The organism is Dehalococcoides sp. THU4 (assembly GCF_043231265.1).
Classification (GTDB): Bacteria; Chloroflexota; Dehalococcoidia; order Dehalococcoidales; family Dehalococcoidaceae; genus Dehalococcoides; species Dehalococcoides mccartyi.
Map to the genome: position 1 here is coordinate 824,131 of NZ_CP171266.1, position 23,174 is coordinate 847,304.

At 50.3% G+C, this 23,174-nt stretch carries 20 protein-coding genes and 1 tRNA gene; 9 read left to right on the top strand and 12 right to left on the bottom strand.

Annotated features, from left to right (window positions below):
• Positions 1-15: 15 nt before the first annotated feature.
• The 5 genes from ACE6F3_RS04350 to ACE6F3_RS04370 all read right to left on the bottom strand — a co-directional run bounded on the left by ACE6F3_RS04350 (position 16) and on the right by ACE6F3_RS04370 (position 3,940).
• The gene (locus tag ACE6F3_RS04350) at positions 16-777 is read right to left on the bottom strand and encodes an amino acid ABC transporter ATP-binding protein (protein ID WP_010936195.1); all 762 of its coding nucleotides are present in this window, start codon (positions 775-777) and stop codon (positions 16-18) included.
• Positions 777-1,598 (bottom strand): amino acid ABC transporter permease, encoded by an 822-nt coding sequence (locus ACE6F3_RS04355; protein WP_010936196.1) that lies wholly within the window; start codon positions 1,596-1,598, stop codon positions 777-779. Before ACE6F3_RS04355 ends, ACE6F3_RS04350 begins: the two co-directional genes overlap by 1 nt.
• A gap of 55 nt (positions 1,599-1,653) precedes the next feature.
• A complete protein-coding gene (locus ACE6F3_RS04360) occupies positions 1,654-2,436 on the bottom strand; it encodes a basic amino acid ABC transporter substrate-binding protein (protein ID WP_058292204.1) in 783 nt (260 codons plus the stop codon).
• Between the two features lie 202 nt (positions 2,437-2,638).
• On the bottom strand, positions 2,639-3,478 hold the full coding sequence (locus ACE6F3_RS04365; RefSeq protein ID WP_010936199.1) for a DegV family protein: 840 nt from the start codon (positions 3,476-3,478) through the stop codon (positions 2,639-2,641).
• Positions 3,479-3,865: 387 nt separating this feature from the next.
• Positions 3,866-3,940: transfer RNA gene (locus ACE6F3_RS04370), tRNA-Met, on the bottom strand.
• A 239-nt stretch (positions 3,941-4,179) separates the two neighbouring features.
• Here ACE6F3_RS04370 and ACE6F3_RS04375 point away from each other — a divergent pair.
• From ACE6F3_RS04375 to ACE6F3_RS04405, 7 genes are all read left to right on the top strand, one after another.
• Positions 4,180-5,130 (top strand): magnesium transporter CorA family protein, encoded by a 951-nt coding sequence (locus ACE6F3_RS04375; protein ID WP_010936201.1) that lies wholly within the window; start codon positions 4,180-4,182, stop codon positions 5,128-5,130.
• Positions 5,131-5,151: 21 nt separating this feature from the next.
• Positions 5,152-5,811 carry a queuosine precursor transporter gene (locus tag ACE6F3_RS04380; RefSeq protein ID WP_058292202.1) on the top strand — a complete coding sequence of 220 codons (660 nt, stop codon included), beginning with the start codon at positions 5,152-5,154 and terminating at the stop codon, positions 5,809-5,811.
• A 20-nt stretch (positions 5,812-5,831) separates the two neighbouring features.
• Complete coding sequence (locus ACE6F3_RS04385; protein WP_077975092.1) at positions 5,832-6,608, top strand: MBL fold metallo-hydrolase; 777 nt, start codon at positions 5,832-5,834, stop codon at positions 6,606-6,608.
• Positions 6,609-6,755: 147 nt separating this feature from the next.
• Positions 6,756-8,294, top strand: coding sequence for an NAD(P)H-hydrate dehydratase (locus ACE6F3_RS04390; protein WP_077975093.1), 1,539 nt, complete (start codon positions 6,756-6,758; stop codon positions 8,292-8,294).
• 3 nt (positions 8,295-8,297) lie between these two features.
• Entirely contained in the window at positions 8,298-9,086 is a 789-nt protein-coding gene (locus ACE6F3_RS04395; protein WP_392654531.1) for a type III pantothenate kinase, read from the top strand.
• Between the two features lie 100 nt (positions 9,087-9,186).
• A complete protein-coding gene (gene coaBC, locus ACE6F3_RS04400; protein WP_324665461.1) occupies positions 9,187-10,368 on the top strand; it encodes a bifunctional phosphopantothenoylcysteine decarboxylase/phosphopantothenate--cysteine ligase CoaBC in 1,182 nt (393 codons plus the stop codon).
• An 89-nt stretch (positions 10,369-10,457) separates the two neighbouring features.
• Entirely contained in the window at positions 10,458-13,100 is a 2,643-nt protein-coding gene (locus ACE6F3_RS04405) for a valine--tRNA ligase (RefSeq protein WP_324665459.1), read from the top strand.
• Here the strand turns inward: ACE6F3_RS04405 and ACE6F3_RS04410 are convergent.
• From ACE6F3_RS04410 to glyA, 7 genes are all read right to left on the bottom strand, one after another.
• The gene (locus ACE6F3_RS04410; protein ID WP_324665457.1) at positions 13,097-14,170 is read right to left on the bottom strand and encodes a PAS domain S-box protein; all 1,074 of its coding nucleotides are present in this window, start codon (positions 14,168-14,170) and stop codon (positions 13,097-13,099) included. The genes ACE6F3_RS04405 and ACE6F3_RS04410 overlap by 4 nt on opposite strands.
• Positions 14,151-14,435 carry a response regulator transcription factor gene (locus ACE6F3_RS04415; RefSeq protein ID WP_324665455.1) on the bottom strand — a complete coding sequence of 95 codons (285 nt, stop codon included), beginning with the start codon at positions 14,433-14,435 and terminating at the stop codon, positions 14,151-14,153. Before ACE6F3_RS04415 ends, ACE6F3_RS04410 begins: the two co-directional genes overlap by 20 nt.
• A gap of 170 nt (positions 14,436-14,605) precedes the next feature.
• On the bottom strand, positions 14,606-14,848 hold the full coding sequence (locus tag ACE6F3_RS04420; RefSeq protein WP_324665453.1) for a response regulator transcription factor: 243 nt from the start codon (positions 14,846-14,848) through the stop codon (positions 14,606-14,608).
• A gap of 102 nt (positions 14,849-14,950) precedes the next feature.
• Positions 14,951-15,634, bottom strand: coding sequence for a hypothetical protein (locus tag ACE6F3_RS04425; protein WP_010936210.1), 684 nt, complete (start codon positions 15,632-15,634; stop codon positions 14,951-14,953).
• Positions 15,635-15,657: 23 nt separating this feature from the next.
• Positions 15,658-18,516, bottom strand: coding sequence for a preprotein translocase subunit SecA (gene secA / locus ACE6F3_RS04430; protein WP_324665451.1), 2,859 nt, complete (start codon positions 18,514-18,516; stop codon positions 15,658-15,660).
• Positions 18,517-18,519: 3 nt separating this feature from the next.
• Positions 18,520-19,494 carry a ribose-phosphate pyrophosphokinase gene (locus ACE6F3_RS04435; RefSeq protein WP_010936212.1) on the bottom strand — a complete coding sequence of 325 codons (975 nt, stop codon included), beginning with the start codon at positions 19,492-19,494 and terminating at the stop codon, positions 18,520-18,522.
• Between the two features lie 14 nt (positions 19,495-19,508).
• Positions 19,509-20,756, bottom strand: a complete 1,248-nt coding sequence (gene glyA / locus ACE6F3_RS04440; protein ID WP_301085223.1) for a serine hydroxymethyltransferase — start codon at positions 20,754-20,756, stop codon at positions 19,509-19,511.
• 133 nt (positions 20,757-20,889) lie between these two features.
• Here glyA and ACE6F3_RS04445 point away from each other — a divergent pair, with 133 nt between their 5' ends.
• The gene (locus ACE6F3_RS04445) at positions 20,890-21,510 is read left to right on the top strand and encodes a uracil-DNA glycosylase (protein ID WP_324665447.1); all 621 of its coding nucleotides are present in this window, start codon (positions 20,890-20,892) and stop codon (positions 21,508-21,510) included.
• Positions 21,511-21,516: 6 nt separating this feature from the next.
• Positions 21,517-23,172, top strand: coding sequence for a ribonuclease J (locus ACE6F3_RS04450; RefSeq protein ID WP_010936215.1), 1,656 nt, complete (start codon positions 21,517-21,519; stop codon positions 23,170-23,172).
• Positions 23,173-23,174: the final 2 nt, after the last annotated feature.

Consider the following 23,174-nt stretch of genomic DNA (forward strand, 5'->3'; position numbering starts at 1 on the left):
TGTGTTTTTTTATATCTAGGAGTTATGCAGGATTTTAGACAGGAAGAGCTTGGTTCTTTCGTGCTTGGGGTTGGTGAAAAATTCGTCCGGTGCGGCACTCTCCACTATCAGGCCCTCGTCCATGAAAATCACCCTGTCAGCCGCCGCTCTGGCAAAGCCCATTTCGTGAGATACCACCACCATAGTCATACCCTCTTTGGCCAGGGTGGTCATAACGTCCAGGACTTCTTTTATCATCTCCGGGTCAAGGGCGGAAGTCGGTTCGTCAAAGAGCATTATCTGGGGATTCATGGCTAAGGCTCTGGCTATGGCGACCCGCTGCTGCTGGCCGCCTGAAAGCTGAACGGGGAAGGCATGGGCCTTGTCCGGTATGCCCACTTTTTTAAGCAAATCTGCCGCAATCTCGGCCGCTTCCTCTTTAGTGCGTTTGCGCACCTGGCACTGGGCAAGGGTGATATTATCAATGACCTTCAGGTGGGAAAAGAGGTTGAATGACTGAAAAACCATGCCTACCTCACGGCGGACATGATTGATATTTTCGGTGCTGTCCAGGGGGATGCCGTCTACGGTTATTTTGCCGGAGTCATATTCTTCCAGCCGGTTTATGCACCTCAGCAGGGTAGATTTACCCGAACCCGAAGGGCCGATAATCACCACTACTTCGCCCCGTTTGATATCAAGGCTGACCCCGCGCAGGGCCTTTACCCGTCCAAAATGCTTCTGGACGTTTTCAATCTTGATAATAGGTTGTTCGGCTGCGGTCTGTTTTTTATTCATTATCTTGAAAACGCAGTTTTCTTTTCTATGTAGTTTATCAGACGGCTGGACAGGAGTGTCAGTATCAGGTAGAGCAGGCCAATCATAGTCCAGACTTCAATAGGATTGAAATTGGTTGCGGTAAATTCACGCCCCAGCCTTACCATGTCAGCTACGGCTACCGTGGATACCAAAGAAGTATCCTTGAGAAGGGCGATAAATTCGTTGCCCATAGGGGGCAGCACCACCCTGAGTGCCTGCGGCAGTATCACATACCTCATGGCCTGGGTATGGCTCATGCCAAGGCTGCGGGCAGCTTCCATTTGCCCTTTGGGTATGCTCTGGATACCCGCCCGGTAGATTTCGCTCATGTATGCCCCGTAGCAGAAGGTCATACCCCAGATAGCCATCACAATGGGGTTAGCCTGATAATTCATCATAGGCCCGAAATTCAGGCCTTGCCCTATGCTTTGAATTATGACCGGGAAGGCGAAATACCACCAGATAAGCTGCACCAGCAAAGGAATGCCGCGTACTATTTCAACATAAAATGTAGCCAGTCCGCGCAAAATGGTGTTTTTAGATAAACGCCCTAAAGCGCCGAACATACCCAGGATAAGCATCAGGAAATAAGATACAACAGCCACCAGGACCGTTATGCCGATACCTACCCATACGTATTTGAAAATATCCAGAAAAGGGTCAGGCTGAAACAGCATAAGGCCGCCGGTCAGGACAAAAACACCGGCTACCAGCCACCACCAGGGGTCCATCCGGCTGGACGGTTCAGCCCCCGGTATCAAATTCATTTTTTCAGATTGTTTAAGCTTGTCTTCTGCCATTGCTCCATACAAGAGAGGGGGCTTTTCTAAAAGCCCCCTCGGTGTTCTTTACTGCTTAGGGATTTAGGTTCCACTTAGCTACCAGTTGGTCAAAGGTGCCGTCAGCTATGACGGCTGCCAGACCCTGGTTAATTCTGGCCAGTATTTCTGTTTGGCCTTTGGCTACCGAGATTCCGTAAAATTCGTCAGTGAAAGCCGTGCCCACTTTTTTGATTTTATCAATGTTGGCATTTACATAATCTATGGCAACGGGGGTATCACAGATAACGGCATCAATCTGGCCGTTCATAAGGTCCTGGAAAGCCAGGCCGATTTCATCGTACGATTTAACGGTGGCACCCTCTATTTTCTGGGCTTCTATAAACCCGGTGGTTCCGGTCTGGGCTGCCACCTTTTTACCGGTGAGGTCGTTATGGCTCAGAATAGTGGTATTGTTTTTCTGTACGCAGACCATCTGGCCGGCGTTGAAATAGGGGTCTGAAAAGAGCCATTTTTCAGCCCGTTCGGCGTTTATGGTGATTGAAGAAATGGCTACTTTGTACTGACCGGTAGCCAGACCTGCCAGCAGAGCATCCCAAGCCACGTTCTGGAAAGTAACTTCCAGGTTGCCCTTTTCGGCAATGGCTTTCATCAGGTCTATGTCAAAACCTTCTATGGCGTGAGTTTGTTCATTAACATACTCAAAAGGCGGCCAAGTGGCATCGGTTACTACCGTAACCTGTATTTTGGCAGTGCTGTCATCATTGTCATCGGTGTCGTCAGTGGAGCTTTGGCAACCTGAAAACAGCAATGCGCCCGACAGGATAAGGGACATAAGGATAGTACTTAAGCGCTTCATCTTTCCTCCTAGATTTATTAAAGCCTGATTTAGAGCTTTACAATTAACGCAGATTAAAAAGATTGCGAACAAAGTCTACAATATTTATGTCCGTGTGTCCATGTTTTTGGAGTTTGATTTGAAAAAATAATGCCCGGCCGGGCATTATTTGTATCTGAAAACCGCCCGGCAGAGGGCATTTATGATTAAATTTTAACGGTCTTTATTTTGAACGGGTAGCCACAAAGAGGGTACCCGGACCGGCGTGCACACCTAAGGCCGCTCCCAGTCTGGATATTATTATCTGTTTACGCGGGAAAAACTCTGCCAGACGGTCTGCCAAGGCAACTGCTTCATCCGGGGTAGTAGTATAAACCACTGACAGGGCGGCCAGATTTTTTACCCCGGCCGTAAATTCAGCCAGTTTGTCCATACCCTTACTCCGGCTGCGTACCTGTCCGGCAGGCAAAAGTTCGCCTTCACCCACAACCAGCACCGGCTTTACCGAAAGGAGCGCCCCCAGCAGGGCTTTGGATTTGCCTATACGCCCGCCCAGAGCCAGGTATTTGAGGGTATCAAAAAAGCCCATCATCTGGACTTTGTCTACGGCGCTGCGTACGGTATCGGCTACTTCGTTCAGGCTTTTGCCGGAAGAAGCTTCTTCTGCTGCCAGCAGGCCCAGCAGTCCCAGCCCCATGGAGACCGAGCGGGAATCTATAACTTCTATTGGTGGGGCATCATTGCCCAGCAGTTTTTTGGCCTGGACAGCGGAGTCATATGTGCCGGAAAGTTTGGAAGAGATATGTACAGAGACAATTCCATCACAGTCCTGTGCCAGTTTCTGGTATACATCTATAAAGTCCTGGGGTGAGGGTTGTGAAGTATTGGGGTGGACTGTTGAGGTCTGGAGTTTTTCAAAGAACTGGTCCTGGGTTATTTCCACCCCGTCTTTCAGGGCTTTTTCTCCGAAGCGTACATACAGGGGGACTATGGTTATTCCCAGAGATTCTGCCAGTTGGGGAGGTATATCTGCTGTGCTGTCTGTTACAATCTTGATTGCCATATTAAATCTTCCTCCGATAATTACCCTGATGCTGTCTGGTATATTCCGGAAAATCCCCGGGGAGTGTACCCGCCTTAGACCATCTGACCTCCTTGGGGTGCTTGCTGTATCTGCCTGGCAGCTGTAATAACGGGGCAAATTTTATAATGTTTACAGTTTCTTATAAAATATAAAAAAAGTCAAATTTAGACATAATCAGGCCCTTGCAGGCGGGTTTTTGAAAAAACACACAAGTTTGGAAGATGCTGCCGCAAAAACGGCTGTGTATTATGACGGCAGGGATATGCCAAAATGAAAAGGGCAGTCCAGATGCCGGGTAAACAGGGTATGACTGAAATGTGAAGTGATGAAATGGCAGAATGAAAATAAGCCTGGGGGGAAAATAATTGGTGGCAGCGGGTAGATTTGAACTACCGACCAAGGGCTTATGAGTCCCCTGCTCTGCCACTGAGCTACGCTGCCACTAAAGAGGTATTGTAAAATCTGCAAGGAGTATTTGTCAAATAACCCAAAGTAAAGCATAAGGCAGGGCTAAGCAGCGGGCAAAGGTGTTTAAGGGTATTTGCGGTCAAAATCTGGCAAATACGTAAGCTGGAAAAGCATAGGGCTTTTAAAATGTACCGAAAAGTGTTAGATTTTGGTGTTGTTTTAGCGTTTTATGCTAAAATAGCAGCGTTGCGAATAAACTTTGGGGGCGTAGCATGGCGCTGACTCAAGTTAAAAATAATACTTCCAATATAGAATCCATTACCTATGGCAAACTTACCTGGATAAATATTGAGAATCCCCAAGAGCCTGACACCGAGTATCTGGCGGCGAACTATCCTTTCCACCCGCTGGACCTTGATGATGTGCTCTCACGCCGTCAGCGGCCCAAGATTGACGAATACAAAGAATACCTTTTCTTTGTGCTTCACTTTCCCTTCTACAATAAGGAACTGCGGACAACCGTGCCGGCTCAGCTTTCGGTATTTATCGGGGAGAATTATATTATCACCCTGCATTCAGGTAACCTGAAACCGCTGGTCAAGCTGTACCGGGAGATGGAGCTGGATGAGGATGCCCGCCCCGAATATTTCAGCCACGGTTCAGGCTTTTTGATGTACCGCATTGTAGACCGGCTGGTAGACTACTGTCTGCCTATTACCGTAAAGCTGCTGGACAACCTGGAAGAAGTGGAAGATACCATTTTTACCGGCTCCGGCAGTGACCTTAACATTGTCAAAGATATTGCCCTGCTGCGCAGGGATATTATTGCCAACCGCCGCATTATCTGGCCGATGAGGGCAGTTATCGGCTGTCTGGAAAATAAGCTCAGGAAATTTATCAATCAGGATATGTCTGTTTATTTCGGAGATATGACAGACCATATGGATAAAGTATGGGATACTCTGGACGAAACCAAAGAAGTTATTGAGGGTTTAAGCTCTACTTTTGACTCCATGTCTTCCCACCGGACTAACCGTGCCATGCGGATTTTAACCATTGTGGCTACCATTTTACTCCCGTTCACTATGGTAGCCAGCATCTTCGGCATGAATATTCCCTTACCTTTCCAGAATTCGGAAAATGCCATTTACTTTGTGGCGGTTATTACGGCTATTATTGTGGGTTTTATGCTGTATATGTTCCGCCGGATACGCCTTATTTAATTCTGCCGGAGAAAAGTTATTATGAATGTTTCCAGCCGTCTGCTTGTTGTCAGTGGTTTGTATATTACCTGCCTTATCACCGCTAACCTTATAGCGGTGAAAATTATTGCCCTGGGGGATATATTTCTGCCGGCGGCGGTTATAGTCTTTCCGTTCAGCTATATCTTCGGGGATGTCCTGACCGAGGTTTACGGTTTCCACTGGGCAAGGCGGATTATCTGGCTGGGCTTTATCTGCAACCTTATTTTTGTGGTCTTTGTGGCTTTGGGTCAGGTACTGCCGGGTGCACCCTTCTGGGAAGGGCAGACGGCCTATGAGACTATACTGGGTTATACCCCGCGGATTTTGCTGGCATCTTTCCTGGGGTATCTGGTGGGTGAGTTTGTAAACTCATTTATAATGGCCAAGCTGAAGCTGCGGACACAAGGGCGTTACCTTTGGGTGCGGACTATCGGCTCTACTCTGGCCGGGCAGGGGCTGGATACTTCCATATTTATTCTGGTGGCTTTTCTGGGTACGCCGGCATTTGTGCCGATGATGATACTCTATCACTGGGGTTCAAAAGTGATTATTGAAGCAGCGGCTACACCCCTTACTTACAAGCTGGTGAATTATCTGAAAAAAGCTGAAAAAAGTGACCACTTTGATATATCTACCAATTTCAGCCCTTTCCGGCTCTAGATAATGTTTAAGGGGTAAAGGTGGAGATAGTATTTTTAGGCGCTCACAACTGCGAAACTAAAACCACCCGTCCCAGCTGCCTGATGCTCTCCGGTGGGGTGGTGCTGGATGCCGGGGCTATTACCTCAAGCCTGACTCTGGACGAGCTTTATGAGCTTAGGGCGGTTATACTGAGCCATGCCCATTATGACCATATAAAAGACGTACCGCTGCTGGCTATGAACCTGGCTTACGGGCTGAAAAGCGTGGATATATACGGAAGCCGGGCAGTTCAGGAAGTAGTTACCCAGCCGCCTTTTTCCGGCGGTTTCTACCCCGATTTTTTCACCCGCCCCCCATCTGCCCCGGCCTTGCGCTTTCATGAAATAACCCCCGGTCTGGAATTTAGCTGTGAAAACTACCAGATACTGCCTTTGTCTGTACCCCATTCCAGAGATACCACCGGGTTTTTAGTAAAAGATGCAGGCGGCCATTCGTTTTTTTATACCTCGGATACCGGCTCAGGCCTGGGGGATGTCTGGCAGCAGATCAGCCCGGAGCTGCTTATTATTGAGTTGACCATGTCGAACAGGCTTACAGAGCTGGCTTTAAGTTCCAAGCATTTGTCCCCGGAACTGCTGGAAACTGAGCTTCGGCTCTTTCGGGAGCTAAAAGGCTATCTGCCCAGGATAGTCACCCTACATACCACACCCTTGTTTGAGGCTGAAATCAAAACCGAGATACAGGCAGTGGCTGAAAGACTGCATACCGATATACTTATGGCCAGTGAGGGTTTGAAACTCCGGCTGGGAGAGTAAGGTGCTTTGGCTGCCTCTGAGCTGCCGGGTTTTTTGGGCAGGCCAGAATGTGGGCAGGCTATCAGGGAAGCATGAAAAAAGCCGGGTGTTGATAATAACCCCTCTTGCTGATAAACTCGTCTTAAGCTTAGCGAAAGCCGGTAATAAATGTATATAGTCTCAACTACCCAGATGCGGCAAATAGAAGAGGCCTGCCTAAAACAGGGTATCACCACCGAAACCCTGATGGACAATGCCGGCAGGGCGGTGGCTGTATTGGCCCGCTGCCTGCTGGAAAAGCAAAATGGCTGCCGTGTGGTAATACTTGCGGGTGCGGGCAATAACGGGGGTGACGGGCTGGTTGCCGGGCGTTATCTGGCGGCCTGGGATAAAAAGGTGAGCATATTCGCACCCTTTGCGGGTGCTTCAAAAAATAAAACTGCTTCGGGTGGTTTAAAAACCCCTGAAAACATATTTACGGATTTAACCGAACTTAAGGAGCATCTTAGGGAAGCAGATTTGGTAATAGATGCTTTGCTGGGTACAGGTGTAAACCGCCCCTTGGAAGGGGTGTACAGGCAAGCCCTGCAGATGACGGCTGATGCCAAAAATACCAGACCCGAAATGCAAATACTGGCCTTAGATTTACCCTCCGGTCTGAATGCCGATACCGGGCAGGCGGACGAAGCCTGTTTGAAAGCTGATTTTACCCTGTCACTGGGTATTGCCAAACAGGGGCTTTTTACCCACCGCGGGCTGGAATTAAGCGGGGCGGTTTCGGTGGCGGATATCGGCATACCGCTGGGACTTACAGCTGATATCCATACCCGTCTGATTGAAAAAGACTGGGCAAAGGGTGTTTTACCCGTCCGTTCCCCTCATGCCAACAAGGGCAGTTTCGGCCGGGTGATGATTGTGGCGGGAAGTGACCGTTACATAGGGGCGGCCATGCTTGCCGGAAGTGCCGCCATGCGCATTGGTGTGGGCTTGGTTACCCTGGCACTGCCTCAAAGTTTAACCGGGGCGGTAGCCGCCAAAATACCCGAAGCTACCTATCTGCCGTTGCCCGAAGTATCTTGCGGCACTGCGGATAGCTTTGCTTCACGCCTTATCCTGAGTGAACTGGGCAAATATGACGTGCTTCTGATAGGGCCGGGCCTGGGGCAAAGTCCATATGCCGCCAGGCTGGTTACCGAAGTGCTATCTAACCTGCCTGAGGGGCTTAAAGTGGTAATAGACGCTGATGCTTTAAATATACTTGCCGCTATACCCCGGTGGTGGCTGGAATATAGTTTTGATGCTATACTCACTCCGCATCCGGGTGAAATGGCCCGCCTGGCCAAAACCACAGCTGAGGCTGTCCAGTCTGACCGCTTCGGCATTTGCCGTGAATCTGCCCGCAAATGGGGTAAGACCATTATTCTTAAAGGTGCCGGAACAATAGTTTCATCACCGGAGGGTGAAACCCTGTGCAACCCGGCGGCTAACCCGGTACTGGCTTCGGCCGGAACGGGTGACGTACTGGCCGGAATAATAAGTGGTCTTTTGGGGCAGGGTTTGAACCTGTTTGAGGCGGCGGGTTTAGGCGTTTATCTGCACTCGCTAGCTGGGGCAACTCTGCGGAGTGAAATGGGTGATGCCGGTGTACTGGCTTCGGATTTGCTGTTAAAATTGCCTGCGGTTATAAAAGAATTGAAACAGAGCTGAGAGATGGATAAACAAATGTCTGAAAAACTGGTGGCGGTAGATATCGGCAATACCAGTGTAAATATAGGTATATTTGAGGGCGAAAAACTGCTGGCAAACTGGCATCTGGGTTCGGTTGTACAGCGTATGGCTGACGAATATGCCAGTCTGCTTTTAGGCCTGTTGCAGCACGCCGGTATACACCCCGAAGAGCTAAACAGGGTAATCATGTGCAGTGTGGTGCCGCCCCTGACCACTACTTTTGAAGAGGTATTTAAAAGCTATTTCAAGGCTGATCCTCTGGTAGTGGGTGCAGGTATAAAGAGTGGGGTTAAGGTGCGCATGGATAACCCCCGTGAGGTTGGGGCTGACCGCATAGTAAATGCCGCTGCCGCCAGAGTGCTTTATCCGGGGGCGTGCATAATAGTGGATATGGGTACGGCCACTACCTTTGATACCCTTTCGGAGGGTGGGGAATACATAGGCGGGGCGATTGCACCCGGTATTGCCACCTCAGCCCAGGCTATTGCGGAAAAGACTTCAAAACTGCCCAAGATTGAGATAATCCGCCCTGCTAAAGTTATTGGCTCTAATACTGTGTCGGCTATGCAGTCAGGTATATACTTCGGTTATATCGGGCTTGTGGAAGAGCTGGTCAGGCGGATTCAAACTGAACTGGGGCAGAAAACCAGAGTTGTGGCTACCGGCGGCTATGCCGCGCTTATAGCCGAAGGCAGCCGTATTTTTGATATTGTCCGCCCTGACCTTACCCTTCAGGGACTCAGGATTATTTACCAGATGAATCAGGCTTAGTTGTCGGTGTATATTAAAAGCAGGAATGTAGGCTGCGGTAAGAGCCTTACTGCTTAAGGGATATTAGCTGAAAAGACTTGCCGGGGGAGTGCAGACGGATATGGATAAGAAAAAGACAGTGGTTTTGGGCATAACCGGCAGTATTTCTGCCTATAAAGCGGCAGATATTGCCTCCAAACTGGTTGCCGCAGGGTATACGGTTAAAGCGGTCATGACTGAAAACGCCTGCCGTTTTATATCTCCCCTGACTATCCGGACGCTTAGCCGCCAGCAGGTAGTGACCGGCATGTGGGATATGAACTCCGAATACAGCGTGGAGCATGTCTCTCTGGCAGAGGAAGCGGCTGTTATTCTGGTTGCTCCGGCTACCGCCAACATAATTGCCGAACTGGCCTGCGGGCTGGCAGGCGATATGATTTCATCAACTATTTTAGCCAGCAAAGCCCCGGTTATAATAGCCCCGGCCATGAATGACAATATGTATTCCAATCCTGCCACCCAGCAGAATATTGCAAAGCTGAAGGAACGGGGTTTTGTATTTGTAGAACCCGAATCAGGCCGCCTGGCCTCAGGTAAAACAGGGCAGGGGCGCTTGGCTTCCGCAGATACAATACTGGGTTCGGTTACCCAGGTTTTGGGTAAAAACGGACCTTTGGCCGGGAAAAAACTGGTTATCAGCGCCGGGGGCACCCGTGAGCCGGTTGATCCGGTGCGTTATCTGGGTAACCGCAGTTCCGGTAAAATGGGCTATGCTCTGGCCGAGGAAGCTGTCAGACGGGGTGCCAGCGTAAGGCTGGTTTCAGGGGCTGTTGATAAACCTGCCCCTTTTGGGGTTGACATAAAGTATACAGAAACCGCTATGGAAATGTTTATCTCCCTCAGAGAAGCAGTCAAAGGGGCAGATGCCCTCATTATGACAGCGGCTGTGGCAGATTACCGCCCGGAAAAACCGGCGGCGGATAAGATTAAAAAAGGGGACGGGGAGCTTGACCTGCACCTGGTAGCCAACCCTGATATTTTGGCCTCGCTGCAGGGTGATTTTGTAAAGGTGGGTTTTGCGGCTGAAAGCCGTGACCTTATGATAAATGCCGTCAAAAAAATGGCTGACAAAAATCTGGATATTATTGCGGCTAACGATATCAGCCAGCCGGACAGCACCTTTGGTTCAGATACCACCCGCCTGACCCTTTTCTTTAAAAGCGGGCGGATAGAGGAAATGCCGCTTATGTCCAAACAGGAAGCGGCCGTGAGACTTCTTGATGAACTTTCAGCTTTGCTTTAAAATTTGATTTAATACGCTCAAAATAAGATTATATTGTTCAAGTCAGATGCGGGGTGTTTACCCGGCCGCAGTTTGTGAGGTTAATTAGTATGGCTCAGTGTTCCGGTTTGCCTGAAATGGCCAAGTCTTATGAAGCCGCCGAGGTTGAGAAAAAATGGTATCAGTACTGGATGGAGAAAGGCTATTTTAAGCCAAACCCTGATTCAGATAAGAAACCGTTTGTTATAATAATGCCCCCGCCCAATGTAACCGGGGAGCTCCACCTTGGGCATGCCCTGACGGCTACGCTGGAAGACATTATGATTCGCTGGCACCGCATGCTGGGTGAGCCGGCTTTGTGGCTGCCGGGTGCTGACCATGCCGGTATTGCCGCTCAGGTAGTGGTGGAAAGGATGCTGGCCAAACAGGGCAAAACCCGCCAGGAGCTGGGACGGGAACTTTTTCTGGAGAAGATGTGGGAGTGGGTTAATCCCTGCCGGGAAAGAATCCGCCACCAGCATATGCGGCTGGGTGCTTCGTGTGACTGGGACAGGGAGACCTTTACTCTTGATCCCGGCCCTGTCAAAGCGGTGCGTGAGATATTCACCAACCTTTACCAAAAAGGCCTTATCTACCGGGGTGAGCGGATAATAAACTGGTGTCCCCGCTGTGCTACGGCTGTGTCAGACCTTGAGGTAGACCATAAGGATTTAGCCGGGCATATCTGGCACTTGCGTTACCCTCTGGAAGACGGAAGCGGGTTTGTCACCGTGGCGACCACCCGTCCTGAAACCATGCTGGGGGATACGGCGGTGGCTGTTCACCCTGACGATGCCAGATATACAGGTATGGTGGGTAAGAATGTTCTTTTGCCAATTATGAACCGCCGCATACCTGTTATTGCTGACGAAGCGGTAGATATGGCGTTCGGTACGGGTGCGGTCAAGGTTACGCCTGCCCATGACCCCAATGACTTTGAAATGGGGCTTCGCCATAGCCTGCCCATGATTACCATTCAGAACCGTGATACTACCATGAACGAAAATGCCGGACCCTGCAGCGGCATGACTGCCAAAGCCTGCCGTGAGTACGTGGTTTCGGAGATGAAGTCACTGGGTCTGCTGCTTAAGATAGAGGATTATACCCATTCGGTGGGGCATTGCCAGCGCTGCAGCGCGGTTATTGAACCTATGGTCAGCAAGCAGTGGTTTGTTAAGATGGAACCTTTGGCCAAACCGGCTCTGGAGGCGGTAAACAGCGGGCGTATCCAGATACTGCCCGAAAGATTTACCAAAGTTTACCAGAACTGGATGGAAAATATACGTGACTGGTGTATTTCCCGCCAGCTTTGGTGGGGTCACCGCATACCCGTCTGGTACTGCCCCTGCGGTGAGATGATAGTTTCCAAGGAAGACCCGGCTGCTTGCCCCAAATGCGGCAGCACCAAGCTGGAGCAGGACCCGGATGTGCTGGATACCTGGTTTTCTTCGGGTTTGTGGCCTCACTCTACTTTGGGCTGGCCTGACCAAACCGAAGATTTAAAACGTTTTTATCCCGGCTCGGTTCTGGAAACCGCTTATGACATTATCTTTTTCTGGGTAGCCCGGATGATTGTCATGGGTATAGAGGACATGAAAGAAGTCCCTTTCCGCACTGTTTACCTGCATGGCCTGATACGGGATGATAAGGGCGAAAAAATGAGCAAAACCAAGGGGAATGTGATAGACCCGCTTAAGGTTATTGACCAGTACGGAACAGATGCCCTGCGGTTTGCGGTTACCTTTGGCACTTCACCGGGGAATGACTCCAAACTGGGGCAGACCAAGCTTGAGGCCGCCCGTAACTTTGCTAACAAACTTTGGAACGCCAGCCGTTTTGTAATAATTAACCTGGGTGAGGAAAAGGAACTTTTGGCGGAGGCTGAACTGCCCCTTGAAGACCGCTGGATACTTAGCCGTATGAACAGGGTTACGGCAGATGTAATCCGCCTGATGGAGGAGTTTCAGTTTGGCGAAGCCCAGAGGGTTTTACAGGATTTTGTCTGGGGTGAATTTTGTGACTGGTACATTGAGCTTGCCAAAGTGCGGCTGCGTGACGAAGCGTCTGTATCCCCCCGCCCGGTGCTGGTTAAGGTGCTTTCCACCATTTTGCGTCTGCTTCACCCCTACATGCCTTTTATTACCGAAGAGCTCTGGAGCTATTTGAGACCGTACCTGCCGAAAGCACTCGGCGAAACTGATATTATTGTTGCCCCTTTCCCGCAGGCTGACGAGACCTGTTTTGATGAACAGGCCGAAAGTATTATGGGCAGTCTGGTTGAAGTAGTCCGTTCTCTCCGTAACCTTCGGGCGGAACATAACGTGGAGATTTCCCGCTATATAAAGGCCAACATATATGCCGGAGATATGGCAGAGGTTCTCAGTAATTACTTAGGGGCGGTAGAAACCCTTTCCCGCTCCCGCCCGGTGAATATCCTGCCCGGCCACTATAGCGGTGCGTCTACTGCCACTGAGGTGGTTCTGGTGCTTAACGGAATTGAAGTGGTGGTGCCCATGTCTACCATGGTAGACCTTGAGGCAGAGGCCAAACGGGTAGAAACTGAAATTGCTGAACTGGAAACCCAAATAGAGCGGCTTTCTGCCCGGCTGTCAGATACCCAGTTCCTGGCCAAAGCACCCCAGGCGGTGGTGGACAAAGAACGCACCAAGCTGGAAGGCTATATTGAGAAAGTAAGCCGCCTGAAAGCGGTCTAGGAGGCCTGCTTTATGTCTGTATTGACGGTAGGCACTTCGGCAATTACGGTAGTTCCCTGTCCGGGGTGGGTGAGTATATGTATATGCCCGCCAATCAGCTGGGCACGTTCGTGCATACCTGCCAGTCCTAGTTTGCCGTTTTGAGCCAGATTGTCAGTCTGTTCCGAAAGGTTAAACCCTTTGCCGTTATCCTGGATAGTCAGTAAAATGGCCTTGGGTTTGAACTCCAGTTCCAGCCTTACCCAGGTAGCCAGCGAATGTTTGCGGATATTGTTAAAGGCTTCCTGAGCAATACGGAAAACAAGCAGCTGGATTTCAGCCGTCAGCTCTACTTCCCGTCCTTTTATACTTGATTCGGCATGTATCTGCCCATCCTGTGCCAGTTTCTCGGTTAGCCACTCCAGGGCAGGTATAAGACCCAAGTCATCCAGTATACGCGGACGCAGGTCTTGGGCTATCCGCCGTAAGCTTTCCAGTGCTTCTTCAGACTGGCTGCGCAGGGCATCAAGCTGGGGTTTGCAGTCTGCAATATCCCGTTCAGACTGTTTACTCAGGTTGTCTATTTTCTGCATCAGCAGCAAGAGCAGGGGGGCTACTTCGTCATGGAGTTCACGGGAAATACGTTTGCGTTCGGCTTCCTGTGCCCGTATAACATCCTGCACGAATGATTTCATGTTTTGCTGGCGGCGTATTTCTTCGGTGATATCCCGGGCTATATTTTGAAAACCCAGTACCTCGTCAGCTGATTTTACCAGAGTGGTTGCCATACGCAGCACCGCTATCGAACCGTCATGGCGGCGGATTTTTTGTTCGTAAGGCATCTTTACCTCTTCACCGGAGGCTATACGGGAATTTATATCCATTATCTGGTCATATTCGGAGGCGGTAGTCAGCAGGTCTTTCAGGTTTTTCTGCTTAAGTTCAGTCCGGGTGTAGCCGGTCAGTTCGGCAGAAGCCCGGTTGGCGTATACAATATGCCCGTTCCGGTCGTAAAACCAGATAGCATCAGAGGCATTTTCAAATAAACAGCGGTGGCAGAGGGCCGGTGGTTTAAAGCGTGTTTCGGTCATATCCGTCTATCCCCTGAGGTACGTCTTCCAGCATTACATAACCTTCGCGAAAACCTTTGACAATGGCTTCGGTACGGCAGCTGCAGCGCATTTTGTTAAATATATTTGAAAGGTGGGCTTTTACAGTCCGCATGGACAGTTCCAGTTTATCAGCGATTTCGCGGTTGCTAAGGCCTTTAGATGCCAGCTGGAGTATTTCAATCTCCCGGGGGGAGAGCTGACCGCGGACTTTATCTTCATCAGTTTCCTTGCTTACGTTTACCACCCGTTCCAGCAGTTTCCTGGTGGCTATGGAATCCAGTACGGATTCACCCGCTTTTATAGCCCTGATAGCCCCTACAATCTCGTCACTTTTGGCGCTTTTCAGCAGGTAACCGCTGGCGCCGGCCTCAAGCAGGCCCAGTATATAACGGATATCGCTATATGCCGTAAGTATTAGGATACAGGTGGAAGGGTTATTTTTTTGATAAGTTTGGTTGCTTCCACCCCGGTTAGTCTGGGCATGACTATGTCCATAAGGACTACGTCCGGTTTGAACTGGCCTACCATATCAACGGCTTCCTGCCCGTCTCCGGCTTCGCCGACTACTTCAATGTCTTTTTCCTGGCTTAACAATCGGCTCATACCTTCTCTAAGGACTGCATGATCATCAGCTATCAGGACTTTGGTTTTTGCCATGTTAAGCCTCCGTGAGCGGGGAATTAGTACTGTTAAATGATTGTATTATATCTTTGGGACTATGGCAATACATCATTTGGTTAAATGCCCGAAATGGCCGGCTTAGCCCGATTTTTGCTGAAGCCGCCGGGCATATTTTTTGAGATAGTTCAAGGATTTATTGGTATCAGAAGCAACTCTGGCTTTTTCACTGTGGAGCAGGCGGTATTTAAAAAGCCAGTAGGTAAATTCTTTCAGCTGATGGATTTTTATAGTACTGGTTTTAGAGTAACGTTTTTCGCGGCGGAACTGGTCCAGCATTTCGTCATGGGTGCGTTCATACAGCTGGACGAACGCCTCGTCTATAACTGTGCCTTCTCTGCGTACCCCCAGAGAACGGTGCTCTTTGCGGACTTCACTCTGGGTGACTACCAGCAGTGCTTCTTCTACCGTAATACCGTAAAAATAGTTCAGGTACTGGCGGTAACGCACTTCCCCCAGAAATGCCAGCAGTTCATCAGAGGTGAGTTCCTGGGGGGCAATCCCCCTGAAAAGGAGGTTATCTCTTTCCTGGGCAGGTATCAGGTCTTCCAGTTCACGGCTGAAGCGTTCAAACAGGAGTATCAAATCCAGTGCTTCACTGCCAATCAGGTACTGGTAGTGACGTCCGGCGTATTCTTCACTTTCCAGCGGCCAGGCGGCGGCCGCTTCCAGCATAGCCGGATACCACGCCTGTCCGTTTTCTATAGCCGCCCTGAGGCGGGCAATGACCAGTTCAGGGGTTTGTCCGCTTAGTACTTCAGTCAATTATTTACCCACTAGCCGGGTGGCTATTTGCCGCAGCATTTTTTGTATTTTTTGCCGCTGCCGCAGGGACAGGGGTCATTCCGGCCTACTTCTTTAGCAGCAGGTGCGGCCGGTTGGGTAGCGGCTTTGGCGGAGACACCGGGTATAGCGGCGGCGGGTGCGGCCGGCAGGGGTTTTTGCTGCTGCACCGGGCGGGAGGCAGCCTTGGCGGTGGCAGATTCAGTCTGGTGCTGAATCTGGATATTCACCCGGTAAATATTATGCACTACGTCATGTTTGATAGTTTCCAGCAATTCCTGAAAACGGACGTGGCCTTCGTTTTTGTAAGCTATCAGCGGGTCACGCTGGGCAAAAGCCTGAAGCCCTATTTCCCGTCTTAAGTTTTCCATGATTGTCAGGTGTTCCACCCACAGGGAATCAAGGGTGTGGAGCATAATAATCCGTTCAAGCAGCCTCATGGAGCCTGCCCCGATTTCAGCTTCTTTCTTCTGGTAAAGCTCTTCGGCGGTGCGGGTAAGGAGTTCGGTTATTTCCTCCTGGGAAAGTTTTGCCAGTGCCTCTGCATTTATTTCGGCGGGCAGGGCAAAAATGCCGCCTATATGGGTGACTAACCCTTCCAGATTCCATTCGGAAGAGTCATATCCCTGGGTATGTTCGGCAGTCTGGGTTATTATCTCTTCCCGAATCATATCCAGTATGTTTGATTTCAGGTCTGCCCCCAGGAGTATCTTGCGGCGTTCCGCATAGATAACCTCGCGGTGCTTGTTAACTACGTCATCATATTCCACCAGGTGTTTGCGCACATCAAAATGGTAACCCTCCACCCGTTTCTGGGCGTTTTCCAGAGTACGGCTGACCAGCCCGTTTTCTATGGGGGTGTTTTCGTCCATGCCGGCCCATTCCATTATGCCCTGTATGCGTTCACTGCCGAAACGGCGCATGATATCATCATCCAGTGCTACGTAGAAACGGGAAGAACCGGGGTCTCCCTGGCGGCCTGAGCGTCCCCGAAGCTGGTTATCAATCCGTCTGGATTCGTGGCGTTCCGTACCTATTACGTGTAAGCCGCCGGCTTCCAGCACCTGCTGGTGGTGGGCCTGCCACTGGCTATAGGCTTTATCATCATCTTTAGGCGGTTCTTTGCCGCCCAGCAGTATGTCCACACCGCGTCCGGCCATGTTGGTAGCTACGGTTACCGCCCCCGGTTTGCCGGCTTCGGCTACCACCTGAGCCTCTTTTTCATGCTGTTTGGCATTAAGTACCTTGTGCTCAATACCCTGCCGTTTAAGCATGTTTGAGAGCATTTCAGAGTTTTCAATGGAAACTGTACCCACCAGCACCGGGCGTCCCAGATTCCGCATTTCGTTTATTTCATTGACCACTGCCTTGAATTTGGCGGACTGGTCTTTATATATCTGGTCACCGTAATCTTCGCGGATGGCAGGTTTGTTGGTGGGGATAATAACTACTTCCAGTTTATAAATCTTGGAAAATTCCTCTGCCTCGGTGGCCGCCGTACCTGTCATGCCGCAGAGTTTGCGGTACATGCGGAACAGATTCTGGATGGTCACGGTGGCATAGGTCTTGCTTTCCTGCTGGATTTTTACGTGTTCTTTGGCTTCAATAGCCTGGTGCAAGCCCTCGGAATAGCGCCGTCCCAGCATCATGCGGCCGGTGAATTCGTCAATAATGATAACTTCATTTTCCTTGACTACATACTGGTGGTCTTTTTTATAAAACTCCTTGGCGGAGAGGGCATTCCGCAGATGGCGGATAAGGGGGGCATTCTGGGGGTCATACAGGCTGCTGCCCTTCATAACTCCTTCGCGTGAAAGCAGTTTTTCCACATTTGCCCAGCCGTCTTCGGTCAGTTCGGCATTACGGTCTTTTTCGTTTATCTCGTAGTCTTTCCCTGCCGCCAAACGGGGAGCCAGCCGGGCAAAGACCTCGTACAGTTTACCTGCCTCGGTATCCGGGGCAGATATGATAAGAGGGGTGCGGGCTTCATCTATAAGCAGGTTGTCAATTTCATCTACTATGGCATAGTTCATTTCCCGCTGGACACACTGGGCAAGGTCAGGCCGCAGATTATCCCGCAGGTAATCAAAGCCGAATTCGGTGGACGTGCCGTAGGTAATATCTGCTTTATAGGCTTCCTGCCGGGATATAGGGCGGAAATGCATCCAGGGGTCATTAGGTGTTTCAGAGGTATAAGTGGGGTCAAACAGCCGTGAAGGCAGTTCTTCGGTGGGTGTCTGCATGGGGTAAATACTGGAAACGCTGACCCCCAGAGCATGGTAGACCGGCCCCATCCAGTAAGCGTCACGTCTGGCCAGATAATCATTAACTGTTACCAGGTGGACACCCTTTCCCAGCAGGGAATTAAGGTAAAGGGGTAAAGTGGCTACCAGGGTCTTACCTTCACCGGTGCGCATCTCGGCTATTTTGCCGTGGTGAAGCACCATACCGCCGATAAGCTGGACGTCATAGTGCCTGAGGCCGATAGTCCGGCGGGAGGCTTCCCTGACAGCGGCAAAGGCTTCGGGCAGAATGGCGTTAAGAGCGGCGTTTTCTTTAACGGAAAGGTCTTTATTTAAAGACTCAAGCTTAGCCTTGAGGCGGCTTTGTTTGCTGTTGTCAGCCGTTTTCTGGGCTTCTTCAAGTTCGGCGGTAGTACCGGCGATATCTTTCAGGATAGCGGAGGCGGTAGTTTCAAAAGTTTCTTTCAGCCGTTCCTTAAATTCGGCAGTTTTGGCCTTCAGGGCTTCATCACTGAGGGCAGAAAAAGAGCTTTCCAGCTGGTTTATTTTGTCTACCAGCGGTTCAAGTGCCCGGATCTCTTTTTCGTTTGAGTCTCCGAAGCCGGAAAAAAATTTAAACATGGTTTACTCCATTTGCATCTGATCGTACATCTCGCCGATGGAATTACCGGTATGTATCCGGTAAATAGCCTCACCGATGAGAGGAGCGATGGAAAGAACAGTTATTTTATCTATTTTCTTGGGGGGAGTGAGGGGTATTGAGTCAGTTACCACCAGTTCCTTTATGGGGGAGGCGGCAATGCGCTGGATGGCCGGGCCGGAAAGCACCGGGTGAGTGGCGCAGGAATATACTTCCTTTACCCCTTTGTTTATAAGTATGTTTACGTTGCCCACCAGCGAGCCGGCAGTATCTATTTCATCATCAAAGGTCAGGGCGTTTTTGCCCTCTACATCACCTATGATATTTATAGTGCGGGTTATGTCGTTATTGCCCATCCGCCGTTTTTCTATAATGGCCAAAGGAGCATCCAGCTTGGCGGCAAAGTCACGGGCTTTTTTGGAAATGCCCACGTCGGTGGCTACCACCACCAGGTCTTCCAGCTTCTTTTTCTTGAAATAGTTAGCCAGCAGGTTTTCGGCGGTCAGTTCGTCTACCGGCATATCAAAGAATCCCTGTATCTGGGGGGCGTGCAGGTCTAAAGTGAGGATACGGCTGGCACCGGCGGCAGTTAAAAGGTCAGCAATCAGACGGGCGGTAATGGGTACCCTCGGCTGGTCTTTCTTGTCAGTGCGTCCATAACCGTAATACGGAAGTACGGCTGTAATCCTCTCTGATGAAGCCCGCTTCAGGGCATCCATCATGATAAGCAGCTCCATTATGCTCTGGTTTACGGGTGAGCAGGTCGGCTGGATAACGTAGACATCTTTCTTGCGGACGCTTTCCTGTATGCGGACGAATATGTTTTCGTTTGAAAACTGGAAAACTTCGCATTTGCCCATCTGCACCTTCAGGTAGTCTGCTACCGCCTTGGCCAGGTCAGGGTTTGCATTACCGGTGAAGATTTTCAATTCGTCTGTCAAATTACCGTTAGCCAACACGTATGTCCCCCTTTTTATGCGTCTATGCCGGGAACAGGGAATTTGCGGCATAGGTGAATCACCTCTGCCAGCACCTGTTTCTCTATATCTTCGTTGCCTATATTTTTGAGTATCTTGCCAATCCAGCCTACCGTCTGGCGGATTTCAGCCGGACCGAATCCGCGGCTGGTGGCCGCCGGACAGCCCAGGCGTATACCCGCCGGAACATTGGCGGTCTGGTTTTCGGCAAAGGGTACGGTATTGCGGTTGATTACAATACCGGCTCTGCGCAGTGCCAGCTGGGCATCATAACCGTTTACCCCGATGGGACTAAGGTCCACCAGCACCAAATGGTTGTCAGTGCCGCCTGAAACCAGGCGAAGCCCCAGTTTGCGGAGTTCCTCAGCCATTACCTGGGTATTTTCAAGGATTTTCTTCTGGTAAGTAACAAAACCGGGCTGCATAGCTTCCTGAAAAGCCACTGCTTTGGCGGCAACTACCTGCATGAGGGGTCCGCCCTGTATTACCGGGAATACCGCCTGGTCAATAGCCTTGGCGTATTGCTCTTTGCAGAGGATAAAGCCGCCCCGCGGGCCGCGCAGGGTTTTGTGGCTGGTAGAGGTAACCACGTCAGCGTAGGGTACGGGTGAAGGATGAAGCCCTGCGGCTACCAGACCGGCAATATGGGCAATGTCCACCATCAGCTTGGCGTCTACTTTGTCACAGATAGCCCTGAAACGTTCAAAATCCAGTATCCGGGGGTAGGCCGAAGCGCCGGTAACAATCAGGCGGGGGCGATGCTCCAAAGCCAGTTTTTCCAGATTGTCATAATCAATCCGTTCGGTTTCGGCATTCAGCCCGTATTCAATTACGTGATAAAGTTTACCGGTGAAATTGGCCTTTGAACCATGGGTCAGGTGTCCCCCATGGGAAAGGGTAAGACCCATTATGGTATCACCGGGTTTTACCATGGCGAAATAGGCAGCCATGTTAGCCTGAGCCCCGGAATGGGGCTGGACGTTGGCGTGTTCGGCATGGAACAGGGTCTTGGCCCTGTCTATAGCCAGCTCTTCTATGGCATCTGCATATTCACATCCGGCATAGTATCTTTTACCGGGGTAACCTTCGGCGTATTTATTAGTGAAAACTGAACCCTGAGCTTCTAAAACAGCTTTGCTGGTATAGTTTTCCGAAGCAATGAGGTCAATTGTTTCTTTTAAGCGGGTGGTTTCCTGCATTATGGCATTATAAACTGCCGGGTCCGAGGTCTTTAAAAAGCTCATGGCTCTCCTTTCAGGTGTAAAAAAACAATCAGGCTAAGTCTACAACGCAAGGAATATTATATCAAATTGACTTGACATATTGACAGTGTTATCATAGCTCTATTAGGCAGCTAGATGTCAGATAAATAATATAATGCACGATAAAGAAGAATTACTCAAGGGTATATATTCGGAAATAGCCCAGTGTGCACGTTGTAACCTTCATACCACCCGCACTCATGCTGTCCCCGGCGAAGGAAATGCCGATGCCAAAATTATGTTTATTGGCGAAGCCCCGGGTTTTAACGAAGACCAGCAGGGGCGTCCTTTTGTAGGGGCAGCCGGCAAATTCCTGACTGAGCTTATTCACTCTATAGGGCTCAGGCGGGAAGATGTATATATTACTAATGTAGTCAAAGACCGTCCGCCGGGCAATCGTGACCCCCTGCCGGACGAGATTTCTGCCTGTCGCAATTTTCTGGACCGCCAGATAGAAATAATAAAACCAAAAATCATAGTCACTCTGGGCAGGTATTCTATGGCCAGGTATTTCACCGGCAGCACCATCAGCAGAATTCATGGTAAGCCGATGAGACGGGACGGGGTAATTTATTATCCTATGTACCACCCGGCCGCAGCCCTGCACCAGGGAGGCTTACGTAAGGAGATTGAGCAGGATATGCTCCGGATACCGGGGTTGCTTGAAGAACTGAACCGCGCCGAAGCGCCTTTAGTTCCCAAAGAACCTCCTGCCCGCCAGCTAGGCCTGTTCTGACGAACTATGGCAAAACCTAAACTTAAGATTGTACCTCTGGGTGGCCTGGGTGAGATAGGCAAGAATATGATGTCTGTAGAATATGGGGAAGATATTATCCTCATAGACTGCGGGCTGATGTTCCCGGAAGAAGAAATGCTGGGTATAGATTTGGTTATACCTGACATTTCATACGTGCTGGAAAACCGCGAAAAAGTACGGGGCATTGTAATCACCCACGGGCACGAAGACCATATAGGTGCGTTACCCTATATACTTCCCCAGATAAATGTGCCTATTTATTGCACCAAACTGACCCAGGGGCTTATTTCGGTAAAACTGAAAGAAGCCAAGCTGCTGCACCAGACTAAGATAAATGTTATCCCGTCTGACGGCACTTTCAAGCTGGGTAAACTCAAAGTGGACTTTTACCCGGTCTGCCACAGCCTGCCGGATTCGGTGGGGCTGGTTATTCAGACGCCTATCGGGGCGGTAGTCCACAGCGGGGATTTCAAACTGGACTATACGCCGGTAGATGGCAAGCCCACCAATCTGTCACGTCTGGCTATGCTGGGCTCGCGTGGAGTACTGCTTTTGATGTCGGACTCCACCCATGTGGAGCTGCCGGGTTATACCCCTTCGGAAACTGTGGTGGGCGAAAATATTGACCGCATTATCGGGGCGGCTACGGGGCGGGTACTGGTAACCACTTTTGCTTCGCTTATTTCCCGCCAGCAGCAGGTGATTGATGCCGCCGCCAAATACGGGCGGAAGCTCTTTTTTGCCGGCCGCAGCATGACTGAGATTCATAAAATGGCGGCTGACTTGGGTTATCTTAAAGTGCCCGAAGGTCTGGTCTGCAATATAGACCAGCTTCAGCGTGTGCCTCCGGAAAAAGTGGTCTTGATGACCACCGGTTCTCAGGGTGAGCCTACTTCCGCTCTGGTGCGGATAGCCAACCGTGATTTCCGCCATGTCCATATAATGAAAGGTGACACCGTAATTATTTCGGCTTCGCCCATACCCGGCAACGAGTCACTGGTGAGCCGTACTATAGACAGTTTGTTCCGCCAGGGGGCTAAGGTATTTTATGACCGTATAGCCAAGGTGCATGTGCATGGGCATGCCAGTCAGGAAGAACTGAAGCTGGTGCTTAATCTGGTTAAACCCAAGTATTTTGTACCCGTACATGGCGAATACCGCCACCTGACCATGCATGCGGAGCTGGCCCGGACTATGGGCGTTGCCCCGGAGAATACTTTTATCATGGAAGACGGGGATATACTGGAACTTAATACTAAGTCCGGCCGTATTACCGGCAAAGTTCCTTCCGGCAATGTTTATGTAGACGGCCTGAGCGTGGGTGATGTGGGCGGGGTGGTACTCCGCAACCGCCGTATGCTTTCGCAGGACGGTATTGTGGTGGCGATTGTAGCTATCAACAAGCAAACCGGTATGCTGGTAGGCAGGCCGGATATTGTTTCCAGAGGTTTTGTTGACCCTGATGAATCTAAAGCCATGCTGGATGCCAGCCGTGACCTTATAATCAAGCTGCTTGACCATGACGGTAAGGATATTCCCGAAGGGGCTATGTATAATGACGTCAAAGAAACGCTGAACAAGTTTTACTACGAGCAGACTAAACGGCGTCCCATGGTTATCCCGGTTATGGTAAAAGTGTAGGT